This is a genomic window from Thalassotalea sp. PS06, assembly GCF_007197775.1.
GTDB lineage: Bacteria > Pseudomonadota > Gammaproteobacteria > Enterobacterales > Alteromonadaceae > Thalassotalea_A.
This window is the reverse complement of sequence record NZ_CP041638.1, coordinates 644618-670431: the sequence shown is the minus strand read 5'-3', so window position 1 is coordinate 670431 and position 25814 is coordinate 644618. Positions and strand designations below refer to the sequence as shown.

Sequence of the window (25814 nt, the reverse complement as noted above, 5' to 3'; positions counted from 1 at the left end):
AAGGGCGGCATTATAGGCAAATCAGCGACAAACGTAAAACCTTATCGCCCTACAGTTCTTTAATGTCGATTTTGCGTTGTTCGGATAACAAATCCGCTCTGGCGCGAATTTTCTTTTCTAACTGATTGACGATGTCGGTGTTATCGATACGTTCTTTTTGACGAACCCCATCTAAGTAAAAGCCACTCTTTCGATTAGAGCCGGTTAAACCAAGATCGGAAACCGTCGCTTCACCTGGACCGTTGACCACACAACCAATAATGGAAACATCCATTGGTGTGAGTATGTCTTCGAGCCTCTCCTCCAGAGCATTTACTGTAGAAATGACATCAAATTCCTGACGTGAGCAGCTTGGGCAAGCGATAAAATTGATGCCACGGGAACGTAAGCGCAAAGATTTTAAAATATCAAAGCCTACCTTGATTTCTTCTACTGGGTTAGCAGCCAGGGATACCCGCAGGGTATCGCCAATGCCTTCGGCCAATAGCATTCCTAACCCTACGGATGATTTTACCGCCCCTGAGCGAAAACCACCGGCTTCGGTAATTCCAAGGTGCAACGGGTTATCGATTTGCTTTGCTAACAGGCGATAGGCGCCGACTGCTAAAAACACATCGGAAGCTTTGACACTCACCTTAAACTGATCGAAGTTCAGGCGGTCTAAAATGTCGACGTGGCGAAGTGCTGACTCCAATAATGCATCAGGCGTTGGCTCTTTATACTTTTCCTGAAGGTCTCGTTCTAGTGACCCACCGTTAACACCGATACGGATTGGGATATTTTTATCTCGAGCGGCATCGACTACGGCACGTATACGGTCTTCACGGCCAATGTTGCCGGGATTGATACGTAAACAGTCTACGCCATATTCGGCAACTTTCAGGGCAATGCGGTAGTCAAAATGAATATCCGCAACTAAAGGTACCTTTACCTGTTGCTTGATTTGCTTAAACGCTTCGGCGGCGTCCATAGTAGGCACCGATACACGAACAATATCAGCACCAACGTTTTCCAGATCGCGGATCTGCCTGACCGTTGCTGCTACATCGGTGGTTAGGGTATTGGTCATAGATTGCACCGAAATTGGTGCATCGCCGCCAACCGGTACATTACCCACCATAATCTGCGTGGATTTGCGACGTTTTATAGGATTTTCTGTAAACATGTTTTGTCTATTAATTTAACGTGTTAAATGCGCTTGGCGATTTATTCGGCAGCTTCTTCAACAACAGGCTCAGGGACTAGCATTTTTGCTATCTGGCCAACTTTATATTGGCTCAGAGAAACGTTTTCTCCCTGATACGACATCTGTACCAGCTCTGGTTTGCCTAAAGTAACATTAAAAGGAGGCTTGCCTGTCAATGTCATCACGTAATCGTTTTTCTTAATACCCCAGGCTAATCGGTTGCCATCGGCATCAAAGATATTTACCCAACAATCACCACTAAATACGAACTTTAATTCCGCCTGCAATACAGGCTGGAGATCGGCTTGCGTGTCAGCTGCAGGAATCTGACCGGTAACTGCTGAGGCAAGGCTTTCCTCATCAGAGGCTGAAACGTCGTTGCTATTAGCCGGCTCAGCATTGATAACGGCTACCGATGCTAATGTTTCTTCCTGCATCACTTCGTTACTATCTTGGGATGCTTCAGGTTGAATTGCCTCCACACCATTGTCGCCAGTTTGCGCCGTATCATTGTCAATGGAGACGGCCGATAATGCGACCATTTCGGAATTGGTTGAGTTGCTTGCAACTCGTTCACCCGATGCCTCGGCAACAGGCGCTTCGCTATGCAGCTCCTCGTCCGTATCGACGTTACCGGTAATAATATCGTCTTGTTTGGTTTCAACCGTTGAACCAGAGCCAACAACCTGAGTTTCTCCGCTATCTTCCATAATAAAATGGTACACGGAAACGCCAATCATTAACGCGGCAATCACTGTGCTGGAAACCATTAATAATTTGTTTTCTGCTTTTTTAGCGGTGCTTCGCGAAAAACTCTTCATCTCAGCTCGTTGCTGACGGGCAACGCCAAGCGTCTCATAGCTCGCAAGTACGTCTTTTTCATTAAGACCGAGGAACTTCGCATAGTTGCGTAAATATCCGCGTAGAAAAGTAGTCGGCGTCGCCGAATCAAACGATTCCGTCTCGAGTTCATTAACCAATGCCAGACGGAAATTTAAATGCGTAGCCACGTCTTTTTGACTCAAGCCCCTCGATTCCCGGGCCTCCCGGAGCATTTGTCCCGGCCCTACTACTTCGATATCTTCACTGATATCAATAGGTTGGTTTTGTTCGCTCATAATATTCTGTTAACTCTGACTACTTTTTGGGTCGGCTCAGGCGAATCGCCTGACCAACATTTATATTCTCATCCACCAGATCATTCCAGCGTCGCAGGGTGCTGATGGTGATGTTGTACTTTAATGAAATTCGGTACAAGTTATCACCTTTCGCGACAATATGCACTGGTCCATCGATAGGGACTGCAGATGGCGTGGCAGTTGTCGTTACATTTGCTGCCACTGGCGTCGTTGTAGAAACCGCCTTAGTGGTCGCCTGACTATTCGGTTTGCTGGCAGGTTTTGCAGCGCTAACCACTTGCGTAGTGGCATTGGCCACAGTCTGCGTTGTCGCAGGCGTTTCCTGTTTAGCAGGCTTTGCTGGCACGTCAGGCTCAGCCCTGGTTTGTGCCGCAGGCAAAACCTTTGGCGTTGTCGCTGGCGTGATTACCGCGGCAACGACAGGTGTCGGTTTCTGTTCTTTAGGCTGCACTTTCTTAACGGCAAGTATATTTTTATTCGACGTGTTCGGGTTCGACTTTTTCACCACATAAGCAAAGTAACGATCCGCTAGCTTGTCTTCAGCGATACGTGATAACTCATCTTCAAGATATCGCTGTGCTTCATCGGACTCAGGGAACATGTTCATCAGCATTTTTGCGTAGTTTTCAGCAATTTCCCCATTCCCCATCTTTTGCTGAATCTTAAACGCCAGCGCCATAGCCTGCGGAGTGAAACGACGCGTTGCTAATTCGAAACGGCTCATATAAAGACCCGCCTGGTCGTAGTCTCGTTTAGCATAATTAAACTGCGCTAACTGCAATAATCCTGAGGCTCGATTCGGACTATGGGCGAGGCTTCTTTCCAGCGCATCTTCGGCTTTACCAAAGTTATTCATTTTCAAATGACACAAAGCGATATTTTCGTAGGTCTCCGAAATACGAAGATAACTAGGTACTCTGATAGCAGCTTTGAAATATTTTTCGGCTTCATCGACACGTTCCTGTCTACACAAGAACACGCCAAAATTATTTAAGGTGTCGGCATCATTGCCTTCAATCGATAATGCTTTTCGGTAGGCTTGTTCAGCCTGTTCGTCTTCACTCACCACTTCAAAATAGTGGGCGAACGCGGTATATACTTCGACGGACTTGGGCGCAAATTCTTTGGCTCGCTCAAGATTGAACTTTGCCTGAGCCATATTCCCCATGTTCAGATAACTCAGAGCCAGGGAGATCCGCGTTTTTGCTTTTTGTTGATCATCGACAGCGCGATCAACGACCGGCTTTTCTTCTGCGTAGTTTTGCGTAACACAACCGCTAGTGCCAACCAAAGTGATCGCACCAAACGCTATCGCAGAAAATATCTTCACTGATTTTTGCATCTTCCTGCCCTTATCGGGTTATTGTTCTAATTACACCATTTTTACCGAAATCGCATCGCCTTGCATCTGTTTTTTTCCGGTACGCTTGGTTCGGTCTAAAACGTCTCCGGCAAGCTGTCCACAAGCGGCATCGATATCATCACCACGAGTACGGCGAGTGATAACGGTAAGTCCATAGGATTGCAGAACTTTATCAAAGCGATCAATGCGAGAATTGCTGGAACGCTTATACGGCGAGCCTGGGTATGGATTAAAAGGAATAAGGTTAATCTTACTTGGTGTACCTTCTAATACTTTCGCCAATTCGTGGGCTTGATCGGTAGAATCGTTAACGTGATCTATCATCACGTACTCAACCGTTACCTGCTTATTTGCTTTTGAACCTTCGATATAGCGACGGCTGGCGGCAAGGAAATCTGTTAGCGGATATTTCTTATTAATTGGCACCAATACATCACGCAATTCGTCATTTGGCGCATGCACTGAAATAGCCAGCGCACAATCAATCTTGTCTTTAAGCATATCTAATGCCGGTACAACACCAGATGTACTTACCGTCACACGACGCTTAGATAGGCCATAGGCCAGATCATTAAGCATGTTGTCCAGTGCCGGGATAAGGTTTTTCATATTCAATAAAGGTTCGCCCATGCCCATCATTACGATGTTGGTAATAGGACGAGTACCGGCAATACGGGTAGCGCCGATGTCATTGGCAACACGCCATACCTGACCAATGATTTCAGAAACCGATAAATTACGGTTAAAACCTTGTTGCGCGGTTGAGCAGAATGAACATTCCAGGGCACAGCCTACCTGAGAGGAAACGCATAAGGTTGCACGACCATTTTCTGGGATCCAGACAGTTTCAACTTCCTGACCGCCTTCCAGTTTTAACGCATATTTAATGGTGCCATCGTTAGAGACTTGTTTTTGCGAGATTTCCGGAGCCTTAATTTCACACAGGCGCGCAAGCTTTTGACGCAACCCTTTATTGAGGTTAGTCATTTTTTCAAAGTCATCGTAACCGAAATGATAAATCCACTTCATCAATTGATCGGCGCGAAATGGCTTTTCGCCAATACTGGCTAAATACTCACGCATCATCTGATGATCAAAATTCAATAAATTGACCTTAGGCTGGCTCGCAGATTCCTGGATTTCAACTGGATTGGCAGACATTAAACACTCAAATATTCAGGTTATAAAAACGGGGGTAATTGTACACATTTTAGCCTCATCAAACAATTTGCAAATGTAAGCAAATCGTAAGCAGGAGGTACTATCTTGGTTAAAAACAACACGATTCAGCGTGCGTTATTTTTCGGCGTTTAGAAACGACAAAAGGATTTTACCAAGGTCTGGCAAAATCCTTTCTTATCCTCTAGAAGCACCGTCTGAAAATGACAATCTCTTCTAGTCACTCAAATTAGCGAGTGCGAGGGCAGATTTCTTCGTCGCTGAAGAAGTATGCGATTTCACGAGCAGCTGACTCAAGAGCGTCAGAACCGTGAACAGCATTCTCGTCGATAGACTCGGCGTAGTCGTGACGTAAAGTACCCGCTAAAGCTTCAGCTGGGTTGGTTGCGCCCATGATTTCACGGTTTTTAAGAACAGCGTTCTCGCCTTCTAAAACCTGAACCATAACCGGACCAGAAGTCATGAAATCAACCAAAGCGCCAAAGAAAGGACGCTCTTTGTGTTCAGCATAGAAACCTTCAGCTTTTTCACGGCTAAGGTGAACCATTTTAGAAGCGATGATCTTAAGACCAGCAGACTCAAAACGGTTGTAGATAGCGCCGATTGCATTCTTTGCAACAGCATCTGGTTTAACGATAGAAAAAGTACGTTCGATAGCCATGATAAGCCCTCAATAAACAGATATTAAAAATTTGGCGCGAATTATAGACGAAACCCCTGCCAGATACTAGAGGCTGATACGGCTTCCCAGCCTTATTTTCTCGAATAAGATTTTTAGAACAAAAAAAAGGAGCCCAAAGGCTCCTTTAACGCGAAAAACAGATTTTCAATTATTTAAGAGATACGAACTCAGGATAAGCTTCAATACCACAATCTGACTTATCAACACCGTTGTACTCTTCTTCGTCCGTTACACGGATACCCATAGTCTTCTTAAGGATCATCCACACAACGAAGCTCGCCGCGAATACCCAACCGAAGATTACAGCAGCACCGTATAATTGTGCGCCGAAAGACGCATCACCGTTGCTGAAAGGAACTGCTAGCAGACCGAATAGACCTACAACACCATGAACAGAGATAGCACCTACTGGATCATCAATCTTCAACTTGTCGAAAGTAACGATTGAGAATACAACGAGTACGCCGCCTAAAGCACCGATTAAAGAAGCGAATAGTGGTGATGGAGACAGAGGATCTGCAGTGATAGCAACAAGACCTGCTAATGCACCGTTAAGAATCATCGTAAGGTCAGCTTTGCCCCAAACTGCTTTGTTAAGCAATAATGCAGCAACCGCACCAGCCGCCGCAGCAGCGTTAGTATTAAGGAAGATTTGACCTACCGCCGTTGCGTTTTCAGCATCAGAAACCATTAGCTGAGAACCACCGTTGAAACCGAACCAACCCATCCAAAGAATAAAGGTACCTAAGGTTGCAAGAGGCATGTTCGAACCAGGAATCGGGAAGATCTCGCCGTTTTTACCGTACTTACCTTTACGAGCACCCAGAAGCACTACACCCGCTAATGCTGCAGCGGCACCAGCCATGTGAACGATACCTGAACCTGCAAAGTCAGAGAAGCCAGCTTCTGAAAGGAAACCGCCACCCCAAGTCCAGTAACCTTCAACCGGGTAGATAACACCAGTAAGAACTACTGCGAAGATGAGGAAAGACCAAAGTTTCATACGCTCAGCTACCGCACCTGAAACGATGGACATAGCTGTAGCAACGAAAACTACCTGGAAGAAGAAATCAGATTCAAGAGAGTGATCAGCATCACTCGCTTGAGTACCAATCAAGCTTCCGAATGAAGGTAAAACTCCACCTTCAACATTATCAACATACATGATGTTGTAGCCTATCAATAGGAACATTACACAGGCAATTGAATAAAGACAGATGTTTTTAGTTAGTATTTCTGTCGTGTTTTTAGAGCGAACTAAACCAGCTTCCAGCATTGCAAAACCTGCAGCCATCCACATAACTAGCGCGCCTGAAATTAAAAAGTAAAAAGTATCTAGTGCAAATCTCAACTCGGAGACTGTTGTTGATACTGATGCTAACTCTTCCATTATTATCTCCCGGTTATAGTGCAGCTACATCAAGTTCACCGGTACGAATACGTACCGCTTGTTCTAGGTCGTAAACGAAAATCTTACCGTCACCAATTTTGCCTGTGTGTGCAGACTTAGTGATCGCTTCGATGATGCGATCTGCATCTTCCGCTTTAACCGCTATTTCTAATTTAACTTTCGGTAAGAAGTCGACCTGGTATTCAGCACCACGGTACAACTCGGTGTGACCTTTTTGACGACCAAAGCCACGAACTTCACTTACAGTCAAACCTTCGATACCTACTTCGGAAATTGCTTCACGAACATCATCGAGTTTGAATGGTTTTATTATTGCGTTGATTAATTTCATTTCGCCCCCTATTAAAAGTTAGTGCTACCGTTACAAGTGCCGTGCCAACTTTTTGAAGCCCAATAAATCAGGGCGATAGAGCAGCAATGTAATTCCTCACCATTTTGACGCACCACAACAGTGCAATAAAAGTGCAATCCATGTGCAGGGTTGCGTGGCGATGCTAACGCACCGTCACGGTTTTGGGATCTGTCACTCGATATGAGATTCTCAGTCAAGAAGTGAAAAATCGGCTAGAAATTCAATAGCTGTTGATAAATCCAAATCTGAAGATAAAACAAGTGGATTTCAGGAATACTACGGAGTTTTACGAATTTTTGGCTTCGAAAATATCAAAAACACTCAGCCATATGGAAATTAGGCTAGTGCGTTCGTTATTCGCAAATCCGCTGGTACAAGCGGAACAGACTCAACTAAAGTAACCCTACAATTAGCGAAAAATGGTAGTCCCGTGATAAGCGATTACCACTTTGCTTCTACGGAAAAGTCAGGAACCCCGCTTGGTGTCCTACGCTAGACATTCCGTTATCACTGAAAGGTGATATTGGTGGGTGGATAATGAATGAAAGCAAGCTTATCAATTGCGACATCGGCGTGATGCACTTTATATACATCGTATTTGAGGTGGCTCCGAATGACCGTTGTGCCAGCCAGAGTCATACGCAATTTCGTTTATTTATTCCGTCATCCCGTGCTCCGACACGGGACCTCCCTTCGGTATACTGAGACTTGTTTACGTAGTTCTTAAACTAAGGGGTTGAAATAAACACGATCACAGCATGCGATAGGAGATCCCGCATCAAGTACGGGATGACGGTGCATAATAAAAAGAAAGTGGGAGATTAAATGACTCAGACTCGCTCATTACAGTCCCTGATTACTCACTTAAATTACAAAATTATACCAATAAGAGCAATCGTAACAATCTCGACCTATATTTAATAAACACTTTAACCACATGAATAGCTTGAAATAAATTCACGACTTGTATCGCTAATGCGTGAGGACGGAAAAGTTATAAATGGCAGGATATGATGAATAAAAATCAACAAACAAGACGGCGTTTTTTAGGTTCAAGCACTGCTCTTCTAGCCACTGCTCTAATTGGATTTCCTGCGTGGAGTGTCAACCAAAAAAAGATTTTCCTGGATTACACAGAGGAAGAATTGGACGCTGCATACAACCAAGGTTATTGGGCATCCAATATTAAAGAAGTTTATAAACGTTTAGGGGTGAAAAACGCAGAAACCCTTAAAGCTATTGGTGAACCTTTTCGGCTTCAATATGGTTCCTTGTCTCACCAAGGGTTAGATTGGTATCCTGCGCCAGTGCCAAATGCGCCTATTCACGTACACCTGCATGGGGGAGCGTGGAAAATTGGAACAGCTCGCGACAATGCATTCATGGCTCGTGTTTTTCACGCCGCAGGGATACATTTAGTCGTGCCAGATTACATAAAAGTATTAGAAACCAATGGCAGATTAGGGCCAGTTGTTGAAGATGTATGTACAGCGTTGGCGTGGATATATAAGAATGCAGAAAAACACAATGGCGATCCCGAAGAAATATATTTGTCTGGACATTCCGCGGGGGGGCATTTGGCAGGCGCAGCGCTCGTGGCTGACTGGGATAAATATGGTGTGCCGGATACTATTGTAAATAAAGCTCTCTGTGTGAGTGGTATGTACGAAATGCATCCCGTGAGCCTTTCTTCCCGCAATGAATACGTCAATTTTTTGGAAGACGATATTGAGCGACTTAGCCCAATACGGCATGTGGATAAGGTGAAAGCCAAACAGATCATAGTCGCTTATGGAACCAATGAGAGCCCCGAATTCATAAGGCAATCTAAAGAATGGTTTTATGCATTACAAAAAGCCGGGAAGAACGCCAGCGAACTAGTCGCCAAAGACAATAATCATTTTGAAATCTTAGAAACCTTTGGAGACCCAAATGGGCTTATGGCTTACGCGTCTCTGAAGCAGGCAGGTGTATCAATTAATACTTAATTTAAAACCAGTACCTTGAACACACAGACTTAGTTGATAACGATTAATAGGAGAAAGACTATAAATCGCTCATGATGGTCTTCTCAACCTCAATCGGACCGTACTCAGTAATATTTTATAAAATGGAGAAATGGCATTGAAAACTATTAAAAAAGTAATAGCAATGAGTTTAATATTTGGCCTTTGGGGCACTGCATTAGCAGGAGAGATGGAAGACCCCTATATATGGCTGGAGGAAGTTGAAGGCGCGAAGGCGTTAGCCTGGGTGGAAAAGCAAAATGAGGTCTCTTTAGAACAAATAAAATCTCACCCTAGCTACAAAAGTTTGTATGAGAATTCTCTCGCAATCCTAAATGATAAATCTCGAATTCCACATCCTATTACCAAAGGTAACAGCGAATACTTGTACAACTTCTGGAAGGACGAAACTCACGTTCGAGGGATTTTCCGTCGTACAACCCAAAAAGAATACAAAAAAGAAAACCCTAGATGGGAAACTATTCTTGATATTGATGAACTCGCAAAAAAAGAAAATGAGAATTGGGTTTATAAGGGTATGAACTGCCTACGCCCAACCTATCTTCGCTGCATGGTGTCACTCTCTCGCGGCGGTGCAGATGCGGTCGAGATGCGTGAGTTTGATATTGCTACAAAGTCATTTGTTAAAGACGGTTTTTTCTTACCAGAAGCAAAGTCAATTATAAGTTGGATAAATGAAGACCAGATTTTTGTTGGCACTGATTTTGGCGAAGGTTCATTAACTGATTCAGGTTATCCAAGAATAGTAAAACAATGGAGCAGAGGAACACCTTTAACATCGGCAAAAACTGCTTTTGAGGTTGGTGAAAAATCAGTTGGTGTATGGGGTGATACTCTCCATGACCAAGACAAAGACTACCAATTGCTATACGAATATAAAACCATCCACGAAATTTTGTATCACCTATTTCAAGACAATAAATTAGTCACATTAGACTTACCTATCGATTCGACAATTAAAGATATCTACAAGGGTAATATCTTCGTCGAACTTAAGTCGGATTGGAAGGGCTTTAAACAGGGGCAGGTTATCTACTCAAACTTAGATAAATTGCTGGTAGCGAAACCTAACTTTGAGACCTTCTTCGAGCCAACAGACTCTAGCTTTTTGTCTTCAATGAGTTTTACCAAATCTACAATATTGGTAACAGTCATGAACGATGTAAAAGAAACGTTATATCGTTATACCCCTAAAGACGGCGATTGGATTAAAGAACAAATAGAGTTTGACCCAAATGGTTCTATAGATGTGCTTAACACCAACCGTGAAACAAATGATTTTTATGTCTATTACGAGAGTTTTTTAGAACCAGAAACCCTTTACACGGTAAGCGGTTCAAACTTAAAAGTGGAAAAAGTTAAAGCTGCTCCGCATAAATTTGACTCATCCAAGTACATTTCGAAACAACACTTTGCAATTTCAAAAGACGGCACAAAGATACCGTATTTCTTAATCATGGCTAAAGATGCCAAGCTCGATGGTAAAAATCCTACTTTACTTTATGGATACGGTGGGTTTGAAATCTCTCTTCAGCCTTCTTATTCCGCAACCATAGGTAAAAATTGGTTGGAGCAAGGCGGCATCTATGTGCTTGCAAATATTCGCGGTGGTGGAGAGTATGGTCCGAAGTGGCACCAAGCTGCTTTAAAGCAAAACCGTCATAAAGCTTATGAAGATTTTGAAGCTATTGCTGAAGACCTGATAAATCGCAACGTGACCAGTCCAAAACACCTAGGTATTCACGGTGGCAGTAACGGTGGCCTGTTAGTCGGAGCTACCTTTACCAGGAGAGCGGATTTGTATAATGCTGTAATCTGCCAAGTTCCTTTACTTGATATGAAGCGTTACAACAAGCTTTTAGCTGGGGCAAGTTGGATGGGCGAATTCGGTGATCCTGACATTGCCGAAGAATGGGACTACATCAAAACTTATTCCCCCTATCACAATGTTGCTAAAACTACTAAGTACCCGAAAGTATTTTTCACAACATCAACCAGAGATGACAGAGTACACCCTGGCCATGCAAGAAAAATGGTCGCCAAAATGAAAGATATGGGACATGACGTGCTGTACTTTGAAAACATGGAAGGCGGTCACGCTGGTGCAGCAAACAATGAACAAAGAGCTATGGTCAGTAGCCTTGCATACGCATATTTACTTGAACAACTTAGCTACAAGTAAAATTTGGAGAATTGATAGCTAAAAAGGGGCCAGTCGACTGTTTGCTGTTCATATGTCAGAATTAGGCTACTTAAATTACTTAAGTTAATATTACTATTTATCCATTGATGTGAATTCTCTGGCAGTGATGTATATCTGTACTTTGAGAATGGTGGATATATCATGGTCTCTATGGATGACGGCGAGATCGATGACCCCAGTTATATTGTTGTTACGACTTCGAGAGAGGGAACTACTGGGATCTAGATGTTGATCTCTAATTGCTTTAACAATTTTAACCTTGTGAGTTAATGGCGATTAGCGTTTTAATAGCTGTTTGATCGGGTGCTCAGGTCGCTGGTACGGGGCTGCACCAAGCGCTTCTCGCCCTAGTTTGTCTATTAGCTTAATGACATCCTTTGAGTAAACCATTGAAGTGTGGGTTTGCTGCACCAAAATGTGTTCAGACATACCATCAATACAGGTTTCTTCAACACTTACCGTACCGTCAGACTCTTCCACACCATCTCGCCAGACTCTATCGAGCAGAGGCCTGGCACCAATTTTAAGATTACCAGCAATGGAAATGAGTTTGTTTGGTAGATTCCACTCAGGCTCATAATGGCTCGGCAATAATCCAAACTGTGGTGAAGAGCCAAGCATGCCCTGAATATTCAGTTTCGCCAGATCTTCGGCAATGGTCGCACCCTGATGGGGTGTACCCAGGGTAATCACTAACGGCACCTGAGCAGAGCCGATATTGCGATGATTTAAAAAATCGCGAATCACCAGACCACCAAGTGAGTGACCGACCATAATTACCGGACCTGCTCCAACCGCTTGTTGCAGGGTGTCAAACAAGACCTGTTTATCCGAGCTGGTGCTGGGGTAAGACAAATTATCCACTTCCCAGCCCATTTTTTCCAAACGCAACGCCATTGGCGCCATGATCAGACGGTTCATGAATATTCCATGTAGCAAGACTATTTTCATTGTTTCGTACCGTCCGTCACTCTTACTGGTTTTCCAATTGTTTTGCCGCACTTCGCCCGAATAATCGGATGTTCTGGATGTCTTCTTTAATCAAATATAACGCAGGGATCAGGAACAGAGTTATCACGGTCGCAAATAAGATACCGAAACCCAGAGATATGGCCATTGGAATGATGAACTGCGCCTGTAGGCTAGTCTCAAGATAAATCGGCAATACACCAAAGAAGGTGGTCAATGACGTTAATAAGATCGCGCGAAAACGTTGCATGCCGGCATTCACGACGACATCAAATAACCGCATGCCCTGATTTTTCGCTTTATTGATAAAGTCGACCAGAATCAAACTGTCGTTAACGACAACCCCGGATAACGCAATAAATCCAAACATCGACATCATGTTAATAGTTTTACCAAGTACCATATGGCCAAAGATGGCACCGATAATACCAAAAGGTATTACCGACATTATGATCAATGGCTGAATATAAGATTTGGTGGGGATTGCAATTAGACCGTAAATCAGGAATAGCGATGTCATGGTTGCGATCGCCAATTGCACCAACAAGTCCTGCTGCTCTTTACCTGCACCTTCCATACCGTATTTGACACTTGGGTACTTGCTTAAAATCGCAGGAATAATCTCGTTATTCACATCTTCGATAATTTTTCTCGATTCTACTTTGGCAGAGTCAATTTCCGCAGCGATGGTAATTGAACGCTTTTGATTGATGCGGGTAATTTGCGAGAACCCTTGGCCAAGCTCGATATCAGCTACCTGGAAAAATGGTACTTCGTCACCGCTAGGTGTGCGAACCCACATGTTTTCCAAATCAGCCAGAGAACGACGCTCATCTTCCGGATAACGAACCATCACTTTTAACTCATCACGGCCACGCTGAATCCGTTGCGCTTCTTCACCATAAAACGCCTGGCGAGTCTGCCGGGCAAGATCCGTTAAGGTTAAGCCCAGAGCTTCTGCAGCTGGCTTTATCTTTAACTTGATTTCTTCCTGGCCACGACTAAAGGAGTTACGGATATCGTAGACACCGTCGTATTCAGATAACTGTGTCTGCAGTTGCAAAGCCGCAAGTTCAAGTTCATCGTCATTTTTACCGGTTAGCTGAAATTCCAGTGCAGAACCACCACCAGCGTTGGTGCCGGCAAACAGACGTAATTCACGCACCCCCGGCAGATCGCCGACTTCTTCGCGCCAGAGCTTCTCAATTTCAAAGGAACTCAACTCGCGAAATTCTGGTTTGTTCAATTCCAAGAACATGCCACCGCCAAGATCGCCCTGGGTCCAGACCATGCTGTGATCGATAAATGACTGACCTTCATCACTATGTTTCCCGGCAGTGCGATAAGCGGCATCGATTACCGCGTCTATTGCACGATTACGCTGCTCCGGCGGTGTGCCGTCGACCATGGTAATTTGCCCCTGAATAAAATCACTTGGAACATTCGGGAATACCTCAACTTTCACCAACGACCCGGCAACGAGGCCAATCGAAACAAACAGAATGGCGATAAACGTGGCAAGGGTGTTGTAGCGATTACGCAGGGCTAGCTCAAGGGTATTTTTGTAGCTGTTTTTAATAAACTTATCGAGCCAGTTTTTGAACCACAATTGCATACGATGGATAACATGGGCATTCTCAGGATCAATTTCTTTGTATTTAATATGGGCCAAATGCGCTGGCAATATCCATTTCGATTCGATGATCGAGAAAATCAAACACAAGGCAACGACCACGGCGATTGCCCTGAAAAACGCTGCAGCGCCGACATCGATAAAGATCATCGGCAAGAAAGCAGCAATGGTAGTTAGTACACCAAAGGTGGCCGGCATTGCAACGCGATGGGCACCACGAATAACACTGTTTTGAGAGTGGCCGCTGGTTTGGATTTCAGAATAGACGCTTTCACCGATGACAATCGCATCATCAACGACAATCCCGAGCACCATGATAAAGGCAAACAAACTGAGTAAGTTCACCGTTACTGAGTATTCGCCTAGCAAAGGCATAAACATAAAGGCGCCGAGGAAACAGATAGGAATACCTACCATTACCCAGAACGCTACGCGAATTCTCAAGAACAAAGTCAGAACAATAAAAACCAGAAGCGCACCAAGCAACAGGTTGTTTAACATCATGCTCAAACGTTCAGACAGGTAAAATGAACTATCTCCGTAAACATCAAGATACACGCCTTCAGGAAGGGTTTCGCGTTTGTCGGCTACAAACTTTCTTACTGCCTCGGCAATTGCCAGGTCATTTTGATCAGCGGTAGATTTAATGCGGATGTTCGATGCAGGCTTACCATCAAACCTGGCAAACCCCTCTCCTTCAACAAATTCGTCTCTGATGGTCGCCACATCTTTTAACAACAACCGGGTACCATCGGGATCGGTTCTTAGTACCAGATTTCCATATTCCTCGCCGGTATAAGCCTGGCCCTCAGTCCGTAACTGGATATACCCGCCGGCAGATTTGATGGTTCCCCCGGGTAAATCCAGGGAAGAACTGCGAATCGCCTGACTGATTTGATCAAACGTCAGACCGTATTCAATCAGGGTCAGTTCTGAAACCTCAACGCTAATCTCATAATCGCGATTACCTACCACTGAAGCAATATTCACTTCCGGTAGTAACATGATCTCATCACGAATTGTCTGGGCTAATTCCTGCCTGGTACGGCGCTCCATATCTCCATAGACAGATACCCAGAGTACATCGGCTTCAAATTCTTGTTTGACAACTAAAGGACGTTCGATCTGATCAGGAAAGGTTCGGATGGTGTTAATCTGCATCTGGATTTCATCCAGCTTTTCAGACAACGAGAAACCATTTTTAATCTCTATGGTGACGGAACCAAAACCTTCTCGGGATTGCGAGGTGATGCGCTTGATTCCTTTAATATTCTCCAGCACATCTTCGATTTTAATCACCACCGATTGTTCGACATCTTCCGGCGCCGCACCAGGATGCACCACACTAACCTGGATACTATTGGTGGTAAATTCCGGGAACATTTTCTTGGTAATGGTGAAATAGGAATAAACTCCCATCACCAGGATAAACACCATTAACAAGTTGGCAGCAACACTGTTGCGAGTGAACCAGGCAATAATCCCGGTTAATTTCTCATCGACCGGCTGCATATTATTGTTCTACCCGTGAACTGGATTGTTTAGCAATGGCAACTTCTGCTTCCGTCGCTTCGGTTTTATCAGGCTCTTCGCTGTTAACACGCAATTCCATGCCCTGAATTGGCATTTCCAGACGCGTAGTGATAACGCGACTACCATCGACGAGTTCGCCGCGCACATAGGCGTAATCTTTATCGGAGCGCAGGACATCAACGGTGATGATTTTCAGCTTGTTATCTTTGTCGATTAAGTGAACCTGGCCGGCACCACGGATAGCGCTTCTTGGTATTGCGGTAATATCTGGATAAGTTTTGCCTTTAATTGAGGCTCTTACGAACATTCCCATCCGCAATTCGGCATCGCGGTCTTCGGTTAACAAATTATAAGGGTCGTTAATTTTAGCAACCAGGTAGTGCACACGAGAACGGTCATTAACAACACCTTCATAGCGGGAAATAAACGAATCCCACTGCAATGTTCTTAAACCCTGTTGAGAAGAGATAACCACAGTATTGGTTTCATCGCCTTCCTGATTCACTTTCGGTAGCTTGATAAAGCCAATATCCTGTTGCTTAACGGGCAAGCGAACTTCCGCGTAATCTACCGCGAAGGTATCAACTAATTGGGTACCGGTTCCCACATACTGGCCAATATCAACGTACTTGGCTTTCACAAGTGCGTCGTATGGAGCGATTATTTTGGTACGTTTCAGCTTTAATTGAGCTTCCTGTAAATCCGCTGCAGCAGCTTCGACATCGGCCTGGGCACGCTGTAACTGCGGTAAACGAAGGGCCAAAACCGGTGCCGAAGATAATGGCTTACCGGTCAATTCCCACTCATCTTCGGCTTGATCAGCCCGGGCTTTTTCTTCCACCAATGTGGCCTTTGCAGCATCTAAACGTGATTGCGCTTCGAGAACCCCGACCTTGTAGGTGATAGGATCAATTTCCATCAACACTTCACCTTTTTGGAAAAAGCCACCAACACGCATTTTGTTAGCAACAAAGGTGATTTGTCCGGCAACTTCGGAAATAAGAGAGGTTTCGGTGTGGGGCATGACTGTGCCTTGACTGCTAATCGTGAAAGTAACATCACGTTTTTGCAATTGGGCCACGTCTACCACGGGTAATTGCACCTGGCTTGGCTTTTTCTCGGGTTTTTGCGCCAGGGCAGACAAACCGCTGCAGCCAACAAAGCCAAGGACGATAATCATTACAGGAGCCAAATAAACCATCACCGAACGTTTCGGTTTGCTTTGCGTGTATTGCTGTTCAAAGTCGTTATTAAAACTACTCATAAAGTTCTCAAATTTTCTAGTTTTCTGCGCGCATTCAATGTCTTAAATGACATCCTCTTATGCGGCTATTATACGCACTTTTATCAAGGATGGATCCGCTTCTAGTTTAAAAACTCAAGCCACGAATCTAACATATCAGCAAAATCTTCTAAACCACACTGGGCGAACGAAAAGCTTTGGTCCTGTTCAAATTCATCATCGGGTTGTTCAGCCCCGTCATCAGGCTCTTCATCTACCGAAGGATTTGTTGCATCAGCGAAACCATCATTAGCGGTTATCGTCACATCCTGAATATCCGCCTCTAAACTAAATTCCTTGCCCGGTATTTGCAATTGCCCATAGCCGTCATTAATAATTTGTTGCAATTGCTCGCGAACTACTGACAACTTACTGACATTGCGGCCAATTTCCTGCTCTAACCAGAAACCAACAGTTTCGTGACCAAATGAAAATTTTGCCTTTGGGCTACCGTCAATAAAGTCGCGATTAAATTCGTACTCCATAACCGATCTAATATTTATGAAAAATGCTTCCTATAGTTTAACCGAGAACTTTTCTGGTCACTAATAGTCTGAACAGAGAATTTGCTGGAATACGATCTGCACACAGATGAAAATACAAACGGATACATACAGAGCTTATGCTTTACCGCTTACGACAGCGGTGTGTTTGCACGTCATCGTTTTGCTGTTTCTGTTACCAAAACCGGCAACCATCATCGATAAAGACCTGCTTCCCGATGCGCCCCAAAAAATTGAAAGTTATTTATATCAGCCAGAAATTAAACAAGTTGATGTTGCAGAAACCAAACCAATAGCTAAACCAGAAACCAAGGCTATAGTCGAAAGCCCTTCTCCCGAAGAAGCGAAAACTATCGCTACAAATACTGAAATCAAAGAAACACTGCCATTGCCATCGGATGTAAACGAACAACGACAACAATCAATGCCTAAAGCGCTGACTTCGAATCAGGAGAGCCGGTCATCGTCCGCTGTTATCCAAACGGCAGACAAGCCCAAAACCACATTCAACCCGTTTAAGGGGCTGCAAGAGCAAAACGCCAGCAAAGATCGAGAGTTGTCTGCGCCAACAAATAAGGGTCAATACGGTTATTCGGTATTTCAGGAATTACCTGAACCTGTACCAGAAAGTATTGTTCGCAAAAGCACTGAACAAATTCGCCGCGAAAGAACCATGATTGTCGGTAATGAAACCATTGAGAAAAGAGATGGCTATTGTTATCAGGAAACGGATTTAATACCAATCACATTAAATTATTGCTCACTCAGTGAGAATTTAAAGGCTTTTAGACAAGGCTTTGATTGCAGGGAATGGTTATTCCATTGTCAAAATCAGTAACGCGGGATAAACGCCTTTAAAACTCACCCGTAGGGAGTTAGTGAGAGGCCCATTTACGACCCTATATTTCATTAATATAGAATGACTATATCAATAAAATCTATGTTGTAAATGAACCTCTGCCCTAACTCTGAGTTGTGCACAAACTTAGTGTGATTGGTATAAGCTTTATCAATGATGAATTTGGTAAAACAGCCTCGGTCAGTGCCTGCGGGGAAAGCAGCAAAGACAAGTATTTTCGTGAATTTATGGAAGGGGTCGCTAAAAGGCGATAAATAAACGTTAATTGCGTTTATTTATCATACTACAGACGGCAGACTACAGACGGCAGAGTTGAGTTTTATTAAACTTAAAAGGAAAAATGCGCAGCATCCAGAATCTAGCATAAACACTGAACTCTGAATTCTGCGCACTTTGTACCTTGAGCTATCGGATTGCACCGATACCTCTGCTGGTTATGCTACGTTTTGAGCAATAACCACTTCTTTGGCTTTGCTGGTATAGCTATCCATTTTGTGGAAGTTCAGATAGCGATAGGTATCCGCAGCCGTTGCATCAATCAACTTGGCGTATTCCATGTACTCATCAACGGTAGGCAAACGACCAACGATAGCACCAACAGCTGCAAGTTCTGCAGAAGTCAGATAAACGTTAGCACCATTACCAAGACGGTTCGGGAAGTTACGGGTTGAAGTAGATAGTACCGTAGACTTCTCAGCAACACGCGCCTGGTTACCCATACATAGTGAACAACCCGGAGTTTCGATACGAACGCCAGCCTTGCCGTAAGTTGAGTAGTAACCTTCTTCGGTTAACTGGTCGCGGTCCATCTTCGTTGGTGGAGCAACCCACATACGGGTGTTCAATACGCCACCGAAGTTTTCAAGCAACTTACCTGCGGCACGGAAGTGACCGATGTTAGTCATACAAGAACCGATGAATACTTCGTCTACCTTGTCGCCAGCAACGTCAGAAAGCAACTTAGCGTCATCTGGGTCATTTGGACAACAAACGATTGGCTCGTTGATTTCACTTAAATCAATTTCAAGTACGTGGGCATACTCGGCATCGCTGTCAGCTTCCATTAATGATGGATTGTCCAACCATTCCTGCATAGCATTGATACGACGCTCGATAGTGCGAACATCACCGTAGCCTTCGCTGATCATCCACTTAAGCATAACGATGTTAGATTCCAGGTACTCAGCTACCGCTTCTTCTTCAAGCTTGATAGTACAACCTGCAGCTGAACGCTCAGCAGATGCATCAGATAATTCAAATGCCTGCTCAACGGTCAGACCTTTTAGACCTTCAATCTCCAGAACGCGGCCAGAGAATTCATTGATCTTACCGGCTTTTTCAACCGTCAACAGACCGTTTTTGATGCCGTAGTAAGGAATCGCATGTACTAAGTCACGTAAGGTAATACCCGGCTTCATTTCGCCTTTAAAACGAACCAATACTGACTCAGGCATATCAAGAGGCATAACACCGGTTGCCGCTGCAAAAGCGACCAAACCAGAACCCGCCGGGAATGAAATACCGAGAGGGAAACGAGTGTGAGAGTCACCACCAGTACCAACAGTGTCTGGTAACAACATGCGGTTTAACCACGAGTGGATTACACCGTCACCAGGACGAAGAGATACACCGCCACGGTTCATGATGAAATCAGGAAGGGTGTGGTGAGTTTGTACGTCAACTGGTTTTGGATACGCAGATGTGTGACAGAATGACTGCATGGTTAAATCGGCAGAGAAACCAAGACATGCTAAGTCTTTTAGCTCGTCACGGGTCATAGGGCCAGTGGTATCCTGTGAACCAACGGTAGTCATTTTCGGCTCGCAGTATTGACCGGCACGAACACCTTCAACACCACATGCTTTACCAACCATCTTCTGAGCTAAGGTGTAACCTTTGCTAGATTCGGCAACATCGACTGGTTTTGCGAATAAGTCAGTTTCACCTAAACCTAACGCTTCACGGGCACGGCCAGTAAGACCACGACCGATGATTAGCGGGATACGGCCGCCAGCACGAACTTCATCAAGAAGTACCGGGCTTAGTTCGAAGGTAGAGATAACTTCATCAGTACCAGAACGCTTAACCACACCTTCGTATGGGAAGATATCGATTACATCGCCCATGTGCATTTTCTGAACGTCTAATTCAATTGGCAATGCACCAGAGTCTTCCATGGTGTTGTAGAAGATAGGTGCGATTTTACCGCCAAGACATACACCACCACCACGCTTGTTTGGAACGTGAGGGATATCTTCACCCATGAACCAAAGCACAGAGTTGGTTGCCGACTTACGTGAAGAACCTGTACCTACTACGTCACCAACATACGCTAACTGAATACCGTCTTGTTGAAGTTCTTCGATTTGCTTGATAGGACCAACCGTACCGTCGTCATCAGGATTGATACCATCGCGGCCAATTTTCAGCATCGCTTTTGCGTGCAGAGGGATATCCGGACGCGACCATGCATCAGGTGCCGGAGATAAGTCATCGGTGTTTGTCTCACCAGTCACTTTAAATACTTTAACGGTGATTTTCTCAGCAACGGCTGGCTTGTTTAAGAACCATTCAGCGTTCGCCCATGATTCCATCACTTTCTGAGCTGGCGCATTACCGGCTTCTGCTTTTTCTTTTACGTCATAAAACGCATCGAACATTAGCAAGGTTTTTGATAGGCCTTGAGCCGCAATGTCAGCATTTGCAGCATCGTCAAGCAGGTCAATCATTGGCTGGATGTTATATCCACCTAGCATAGTACCGAGTAATTCAGTTGCTTTTGCAGCATCAACAATTGGAGAGCTTGCTTCGCCTTTGGCAACAGCAGCAAGGAATGCAGCTTTTACATAGGCAGCGTCATCAACGCCCGGTGGTACTCGATTAGTAATTAGGTCAAGAAGAAACGCTTCTTCACCGGCAGGTGGGTTTTTAATTAGTTCTACAAGCTGGGAAACTTGTTCCGCATCAAGTGGTTTAGGAACGATGCCTTCAGCGGCACGCTCTTCAACGTGTTTACGATAATCTTGAAGCACAGTGCTTTCCTCTCTTCAGTAAATACTGGAATACCCCCGAAGTCTTCAGGGGCTTTTAAGCTGGCGGCATTATACGTGAATTGGCCTTTAAACTGAACCGCATTTCAAAAACTTTAAATTATATCCGCTATAAATTTAATTTATACATATAACAACGTTGCAACATCCATTTCCAATAACAAAGTTTCGCAAAAGTAACCACTTAGCGCCTTATAAATTGGGATTTAACGCAGTTTTAGACTAGTTTTAATAGATGGTGTTTTGGTTAACTTCAGGCATCTGATTTGAATAAGAAAATTTCTCATCAGGATAATTTTATCTACTTAATTATCGCCTTAATTTTACTGCTGGCTGGTATGGCATTGGCACAGCAGTTCTTTGAAGGTCCAATGCAGCGTTTAATGCAGTCAGCCACGGTTGTAACCTTGCTGGTCGCAGTCTGGGGCGTGCATGATAAAAACTATCTGGTTCGTCGCGGTATTATTTTTCCCATCGCTATCATCGTCATATCCGTGGCCAGCTATTTCCTCGAAAGTTTAGACAGATTGCATCTGCATTTATTTCTACTCCTTATATTTTTCCTGATCACCGCTCGTAAAACGGCTTCGCAAGTATTGTTTACCGGGGCAATTACCTGGAACAAAATTCTTGGCTCTATTTGCCTTTACATGATGATGGCAATGATCTGGGCGATTCTGTACACCCTGGCACAATTGTATGCGGGTAATGCATTCAACGGCGTTAGCGCCAAGTTACAATGGTATCAATTGTTACCTGATTTCATGTACTTCTCTTTTGTCACCATAACTACCTTAGGTTTCGGCGACATATCTCCATCAATACCCATGACCAAATTTCTGGTTTATATGGAAGCCATCTTTGGTCAGTTTTACCTGGCAATCATGGTCGCAAGTTTAGTTGGTGCGCGGATGACGAGCACCCCCCACCACAACGAGGCAAACAATGACTGAGCCGAAAAACAAACAATCAGAACTATCGCTACAAGATCTGCTTTTTACGCGCAGAATGATTGATACCGCAATTAAGCTTGCTGCTATTTTCATTGTGCTTATTTGGTGCAGTGCGATTCTGCGCCCTTTCATAATGCTAATATTGTGGGGGGGCATTATCGCCATCGCCCTGTACCCGTTTTTTGCCAAAATCAGTAATGCTCTCGGTAATAGCCCTAAGCTGGCAGCATTTATCATCGCAATTCTGGGTTTAGCACTGTTAGTCGTTCCCACAATCAATATCTCAGCATCCACCATAGACAGCGCACAAGCAGTTTCTGACAGTATTAAAGAAGGAACTTTCTCAGTCCCTCAGCCGACAGAGGCCGTTAAATCCTGGCCAATTATCGGCGGAAAGGTTTATCAGATATGGGCGCATGCTTCGACCAACTTTGAAGCCTTTGTCATTGAACATTCAGAGGCCTTCAAAACACTCACAGAAACCTTATTTAGTGCAATTGCTGGCATTGGCGCGACGGTGCTGCAGTTCATCGTCTCACTGCTGATTGCTGCGGTGATGCTAGTGAACCACGAAAAATGTCTTTATGGCAGCCGCCTGGTGTTTAACCGAATCATGTCGGAGAACGGCGAAGCGGCAATTCAGGACTCGGTCGCCACGATTCGCTCGGTTGCGCAAGGGATCCTTGGTATCGCCGTAATCCAGGCTTTGCTGGCTGGTATCGGTATGTTTATCGCTGGCATTCCTGGTGCCGGAGTGTGGGCATTGTTGGTGTTAATTCTGGCTATCGTGCAGTTGCCGCCGTTGTTGGTACTTGGCCCTATCGCTGCTTATTACTTTTCGATTACGACAACAACACCAGCCACGATTTTCCTGATTTGGGCGTTATTAGTAAGTTTCAGTGACGCCATTTTAAAACCCATGTTACTTGGCCGCGGCATTGATATTCCGATGTTAGTGATTCTGTTGGGTGCGATTGGTGGCATGCTGTTATCGGGGATCATAGGTCTGTTTGTAGGTGCGGTGGTATTAGCTCTGGGTTACAAGCTAACCATGTACTGGTTGCAACATTCTACGGTCCAAATTGAAAAACCCTATTCCGATTAAGGTATGCAGTTGCTCATTCTGCCAATAGGCAAACCTAAACAGCGAACAATCGATGACAAATGACGAACACAGTATAGAGCCACAGCAACATGAAGATGCTGATAAAGAATTAGCAGACACTGCAAAATCTGAAAGCTCAGAAAAGCAGAAACCGGATCTTGCTAATCGCCTGACCCGTATCATTCTGGTCATCGCGGCGCTGTACTTTATCTGGTACGTGGCTGGAGACAGATTAACACCAATTACCGATCAAGCCAGGGTACGGGGATTTGTCATTCCTATCGTGCCAGAGGTTTCCGGACGAATTTCCCGTATTCATGTCGGTGGTGACAAGCCGGTTGAAAAAGGCGAAGTACTGTTTGAGATTGACCCCAGAGATTATGAACTCGCTGTTGAAAAAGCCGAAGCCGCCCTGGAGCAGGCTGGGCAAGATGTTGGCGCTAGTACGGCAAATGTAGATTCAGCACTGGCGATTCTGGAAAAAGCCAAAGCTAACTTAAAAACCATTCAGGAAAATGCCGATCGTATTTTTGCATTGGAAAAACAGGGAATTATTTCAACCGCACAGGCGGATGAAACTCGGGGTACGGTGACCCAAGCGGAGTTAGAAATCGCTAATGCCCAGGCCGCCTACGAACAGGCCAAGCAACAACTCGGAGCTACCGGCCAGGATAATCCGGCAATCCAAACCGCGTTAACCCAGTTATCTGATGCTCGTCTCGATTTACAACGCACCAAAGTTGTCGCTCCCAATGATGGCGTCGTTTCCTATGCCAAGGTAAACGTGGGTTATTATGCTGCTGCCGGGGCAAAGATAATGACCTTCATTTCTACAGAAATTGCCTGGATTGAAGCTTCTTATCGGGAAAATAACCTGGGAAACATCAAAGAAGGTGATGAAGTTGATATAGCTTTGGATTCCGCCCCAGGCAAAGTGTTTAAAGGTCAGGTAAAGTCCGTTGGTTATGGCGTGAGCTTTGATAAAACTCAGCCTGGCGAACTATCAACCCCGGAAAAACCTAAGGGCTGGATGCGCGACCCACAGCGGTTCATCGTTGTTATATCTTTTAAAGATGAAGGAGTAAGAGGTTACCTCAGAGAAGGTGGCCAGGCTGATGTCATCACCTATACCGGTGATAATTTTGTCCTTAATAGCATCGGCAAACTCTACATGCGCCTGGTCAGCTTCATGTCTTATGTTTACTAGAAAGCTGATGTTTTCTTATCTAGAGTCGCAACCGGTAAACACCATTCGTACCATACGCCTGGTTGTCGGCCTCGGCGCTGCTATTGCCATTGCTTTTGGTTTTAATTGGCCACTGGCATTTCTCTGCCCGGTGCTGGCTTCAAAATTTTTAGCCACCGACAAACCCAAAGTTCCCTTTAAAACTCTGGGCAACATTTTTCTGATTGTCGTCGTCGCCTTTTCATCTGGTATTTTAGTTACCCGATTCCTACTGCCCTTCCCTGTGGTGTTTATGCTGGTTACCCTGATATTGATTTTCTGGCTGTCTTACTGGAGTCATAGCGGCGGCAACGAATTTGTTATCACGATGTTGTTGATTGGCTTTACCATTATTCCGTTATTGGCTTTGTTACATCAAGCGGTAGTGATTGAAGTAACCTATGGGTTTATTTTTTCCTGCTTAATGGCGCTAATGATTACCATGATGGCCCATGAGATCATTCCCGACAAACCCGGAACCAGTTATGTGAATGCGCAAAAAGCGGCGCAGGCAGAGCGTAACCTACCAAAACAAACACGATTACAATTAGCCTTTTTGTCGACCATTATCATCATGCCGGTACTTTCCATGTTTCTGCTTATGGATTTAAGCAATGCCATTCTGGTATTGGTATTTGTCGCGATTCTCGCCCAAAAACCAGATTTACTGGTTGGAATTCAAGGAGCTAAAGCCCTGTTAGTAGGAAATACCATCGGTGGTATCTTTGCGATGCTGATGTATGCGACGTTAGTCATGGTGCCACAATACAGCTTTCTGATTTTGTTATTTTTATTGTTGTTTTTATTTTTTGGGAAATTGATATTTTCCGAGCGGCCACTTGCTCCCTTATACGCGATGGGAATGACAACGGTGATTATTCTTGTCTCTTCGGCGACTCTTGGAAATGCTGATGCCGATGAAAAGTTTTATACCCGTATCATTCAGGTTGCGATGGCTTGTGGTTATATCATCTTTGCGACTATGCTGACTCGCCCATACTTAGACAAAATTCAAACCAGCGCCCCGTAACAAAGATGGCATTTTTCAGTGCATTGGTAAGCCAACAGATAGTATTCAAGTCTAGGTTCTTTTGGCCGCTGTCTGCAGTCTGCCCTCTTTTCTTATTAAAAAAAAACCGGCGCATGGCGCCGGCTTTTTA

19 protein-coding genes are annotated in these 25814 nt (G+C 44.5%); 7 read left to right on the top strand and 12 right to left on the bottom strand.

Annotation, left to right across the window (positions count from 1 at the left end; translation table 11 throughout):
* Positions 1-49: 49 nt before the first annotated feature.
* From ispG to FNC98_RS02860, 7 genes are all read right to left on the bottom strand, one after another.
* Positions 50-1165, bottom strand: coding sequence for a flavodoxin-dependent (E)-4-hydroxy-3-methylbut-2-enyl-diphosphate synthase (gene ispG / locus FNC98_RS02890; protein WP_143579852.1), 1116 nt, complete (start codon positions 1163-1165; stop codon positions 50-52).
* A gap of 41 nt (positions 1166-1206) precedes the next feature.
* Entirely contained in the window at positions 1207-2304 is a 1098-nt protein-coding gene (locus FNC98_RS02885) for a RodZ domain-containing protein (protein WP_143579851.1), read from the bottom strand.
* 19 nt (positions 2305-2323) lie between these two features.
* Entirely contained in the window at positions 2324-3667 is a 1344-nt protein-coding gene (pilW, locus tag FNC98_RS02880; RefSeq protein ID WP_143579850.1) for a type IV pilus biogenesis/stability protein PilW, read from the bottom strand.
* Between the two features lie 30 nt (positions 3668-3697).
* The gene (locus FNC98_RS02875; RefSeq protein WP_143579849.1) at positions 3698-4849 is read right to left on the bottom strand and encodes a bifunctional tRNA (adenosine(37)-C2)-methyltransferase TrmG/ribosomal RNA large subunit methyltransferase RlmN; all 1152 of its coding nucleotides are present in this window, start codon (positions 4847-4849) and stop codon (positions 3698-3700) included.
* A gap of 247 nt (positions 4850-5096) precedes the next feature.
* Complete coding sequence (gene ndk, locus FNC98_RS02870) at positions 5097-5528, bottom strand: nucleoside-diphosphate kinase (protein WP_143579848.1); 432 nt, start codon at positions 5526-5528, stop codon at positions 5097-5099.
* A gap of 169 nt (positions 5529-5697) precedes the next feature.
* Positions 5698-6939, bottom strand: a complete 1242-nt coding sequence (locus tag FNC98_RS02865) for an ammonium transporter (protein ID WP_143579847.1) — start codon at positions 6937-6939, stop codon at positions 5698-5700.
* Between the two features lie 13 nt (positions 6940-6952).
* The gene (locus FNC98_RS02860) at positions 6953-7291 is read right to left on the bottom strand and encodes a P-II family nitrogen regulator (RefSeq protein WP_143579846.1); all 339 of its coding nucleotides are present in this window, start codon (positions 7289-7291) and stop codon (positions 6953-6955) included.
* Between the two features lie 1031 nt (positions 7292-8322).
* Between FNC98_RS02860 and FNC98_RS02855 the strand changes: the two genes are divergently transcribed.
* Together FNC98_RS02855 and FNC98_RS02850 are read left to right on the top strand one after the other, a co-directional pair.
* Positions 8323-9300: an alpha/beta hydrolase gene (locus tag FNC98_RS02855; RefSeq protein WP_143579845.1), complete on the top strand. Its 978-nt coding sequence runs from the start codon at positions 8323-8325 to the stop codon at positions 9298-9300.
* A gap of 163 nt (positions 9301-9463) precedes the next feature.
* The gene (locus tag FNC98_RS02850) at positions 9464-11521 is read left to right on the top strand and encodes a prolyl oligopeptidase family serine peptidase (protein WP_144035429.1); all 2058 of its coding nucleotides are present in this window, start codon (positions 9464-9466) and stop codon (positions 11519-11521) included.
* A gap of 297 nt (positions 11522-11818) precedes the next feature.
* Here FNC98_RS02850 and FNC98_RS02845 read toward each other — a convergent pair whose 3' ends face one another.
* The 4 genes from FNC98_RS02845 to FNC98_RS02830 all read right to left on the bottom strand — a co-directional run bounded on the left by FNC98_RS02845 (position 11819) and on the right by FNC98_RS02830 (position 17444).
* Positions 11819-12463, bottom strand: coding sequence for a lipase/acyltransferase domain-containing protein (locus FNC98_RS02845; RefSeq protein ID WP_185968042.1), 645 nt, complete (start codon positions 12461-12463; stop codon positions 11819-11821).
* Positions 12464-12515: 52 nt separating this feature from the next.
* Positions 12516-15656: an efflux RND transporter permease subunit gene (locus tag FNC98_RS02840; RefSeq protein ID WP_143579843.1), complete on the bottom strand. Its 3141-nt coding sequence runs from the start codon at positions 15654-15656 to the stop codon at positions 12516-12518.
* Position 15657: 1 nt separating this feature from the next.
* Positions 15658-16941, bottom strand: coding sequence for an efflux RND transporter periplasmic adaptor subunit (locus FNC98_RS02835; protein WP_143579842.1), 1284 nt, complete (start codon positions 16939-16941; stop codon positions 15658-15660).
* Positions 16942-17042: 101 nt separating this feature from the next.
* Positions 17043-17444 (bottom strand): YacL family protein, encoded by a 402-nt coding sequence (locus tag FNC98_RS02830; protein WP_143579841.1) that lies wholly within the window; start codon positions 17442-17444, stop codon positions 17043-17045.
* 106 nt (positions 17445-17550) lie between these two features.
* Here FNC98_RS02830 and FNC98_RS02825 point away from each other — a divergent pair, with 106 nt between their 5' ends.
* A complete protein-coding gene (locus tag FNC98_RS02825) occupies positions 17551-18300 on the top strand; it encodes a hypothetical protein (protein WP_143579840.1) in 750 nt (249 codons plus the stop codon).
* A gap of 455 nt (positions 18301-18755) precedes the next feature.
* Here the strand turns inward: FNC98_RS02825 and acnB are convergent, their stop codons facing one another.
* The gene (acnB, locus tag FNC98_RS02820; protein ID WP_143579839.1) at positions 18756-21353 is read right to left on the bottom strand and encodes a bifunctional aconitate hydratase 2/2-methylisocitrate dehydratase; all 2598 of its coding nucleotides are present in this window, start codon (positions 21351-21353) and stop codon (positions 18756-18758) included.
* 284 nt (positions 21354-21637) lie between these two features.
* Between acnB and FNC98_RS02815 the strand changes: the two genes are divergently transcribed.
* Genes FNC98_RS02815 through FNC98_RS02800 form a run of 4 tightly spaced genes read left to right on the top strand, consistent with a single transcriptional unit; the run spans position 21638 to position 25684 of the window.
* A complete protein-coding gene (locus FNC98_RS02815; RefSeq protein ID WP_260680420.1) occupies positions 21638-22324 on the top strand; it encodes a potassium channel family protein in 687 nt (228 codons plus the stop codon).
* Positions 22317-23429, top strand: coding sequence for an AI-2E family transporter (locus FNC98_RS02810; protein WP_143579838.1), 1113 nt, complete (start codon positions 22317-22319; stop codon positions 23427-23429). Before FNC98_RS02815 ends, FNC98_RS02810 begins: the two co-directional genes overlap by 8 nt.
* 52 nt (positions 23430-23481) lie before the next feature.
* Positions 23482-24636: an HlyD family secretion protein gene (locus FNC98_RS02805; RefSeq protein ID WP_143579837.1), complete on the top strand. Its 1155-nt coding sequence runs from the start codon at positions 23482-23484 to the stop codon at positions 24634-24636.
* A 7-nt stretch (positions 24637-24643) separates the two neighbouring features.
* The gene (locus FNC98_RS02800) at positions 24644-25684 is read left to right on the top strand and encodes a DUF2955 domain-containing protein (protein ID WP_185968041.1); all 1041 of its coding nucleotides are present in this window, start codon (positions 24644-24646) and stop codon (positions 25682-25684) included.
* Positions 25685-25814 lie beyond the last annotated feature (130 nt).

Excerpts from the sequence above, each read along its gene's own strand:
- FNC98_RS02825 (WP_143579840.1), top strand. The coding sequence starts at position 17,551 with ATGAAAATACAAACGGATACATACAGAGCTTATGCTTTACCGCTTACG.
- FNC98_RS02850 (WP_144035429.1), top strand. The coding sequence starts at position 9,464 with ATGAGTTTAATATTTGGCCTTTGGGGCACTGCATTAGCAGGAGAGATG.
- FNC98_RS02865 (WP_143579847.1), bottom strand. The coding sequence starts at position 6,939 with ATGGAAGAGTTAGCATCAGTATCAACAACAGTCTCCGAGTTGAGATTT.
- FNC98_RS02885 (WP_143579851.1), bottom strand. The coding sequence starts at position 2,304 with ATGAGCGAACAAAACCAACCTATTGATATCAGTGAAGATATCGAAGTA.
- FNC98_RS02875 (WP_143579849.1), bottom strand. The coding sequence starts at position 4,849 with ATGTCTGCCAATCCAGTTGAAATCCAGGAATCTGCGAGCCAGCCTAAG.
- FNC98_RS02855 (WP_143579845.1), top strand. The coding sequence starts at position 8,323 with ATGATGAATAAAAATCAACAAACAAGACGGCGTTTTTTAGGTTCAAGC.
- ndk (WP_143579848.1), bottom strand. The coding sequence starts at position 5,528 with ATGGCTATCGAACGTACTTTTTCTATCGTTAAACCAGATGCTGTTGCA.
- FNC98_RS02805 (WP_143579837.1), top strand. The coding sequence starts at position 23,482 with ATGACAAATGACGAACACAGTATAGAGCCACAGCAACATGAAGATGCT.
- FNC98_RS02810 (WP_143579838.1), top strand. The coding sequence starts at position 22,317 with ATGACTGAGCCGAAAAACAAACAATCAGAACTATCGCTACAAGATCTG.
- FNC98_RS02800 (WP_185968041.1), top strand. The coding sequence starts at position 24,644 with ATGTTTTCTTATCTAGAGTCGCAACCGGTAAACACCATTCGTACCATA.
- pilW (WP_143579850.1), bottom strand. The coding sequence starts at position 3,667 with ATGCAAAAATCAGTGAAGATATTTTCTGCGATAGCGTTTGGTGCGATC.
- FNC98_RS02835 (WP_143579842.1), bottom strand. The coding sequence starts at position 16,941 with ATGAGTAGTTTTAATAACGACTTTGAACAGCAATACACGCAAAGCAAA.
- ispG (WP_143579852.1), bottom strand. The coding sequence starts at position 1,165 with ATGTTTACAGAAAATCCTATAAAACGTCGCAAATCCACGCAGATTATG.
- FNC98_RS02860 (WP_143579846.1), bottom strand. The coding sequence starts at position 7,291 with ATGAAATTAATCAACGCAATAATAAAACCATTCAAACTCGATGATGTT.
- FNC98_RS02830 (WP_143579841.1), bottom strand. The coding sequence starts at position 17,444 with ATGGAGTACGAATTTAATCGCGACTTTATTGACGGTAGCCCAAAGGCA.
- FNC98_RS02845 (WP_185968042.1), bottom strand. The coding sequence starts at position 12,463 with ATGAACCGTCTGATCATGGCGCCAATGGCGTTGCGTTTGGAAAAAATG.
- FNC98_RS02840 (WP_143579843.1), bottom strand. The coding sequence starts at position 15,656 with ATGCAGCCGGTCGATGAGAAATTAACCGGGATTATTGCCTGGTTCACT.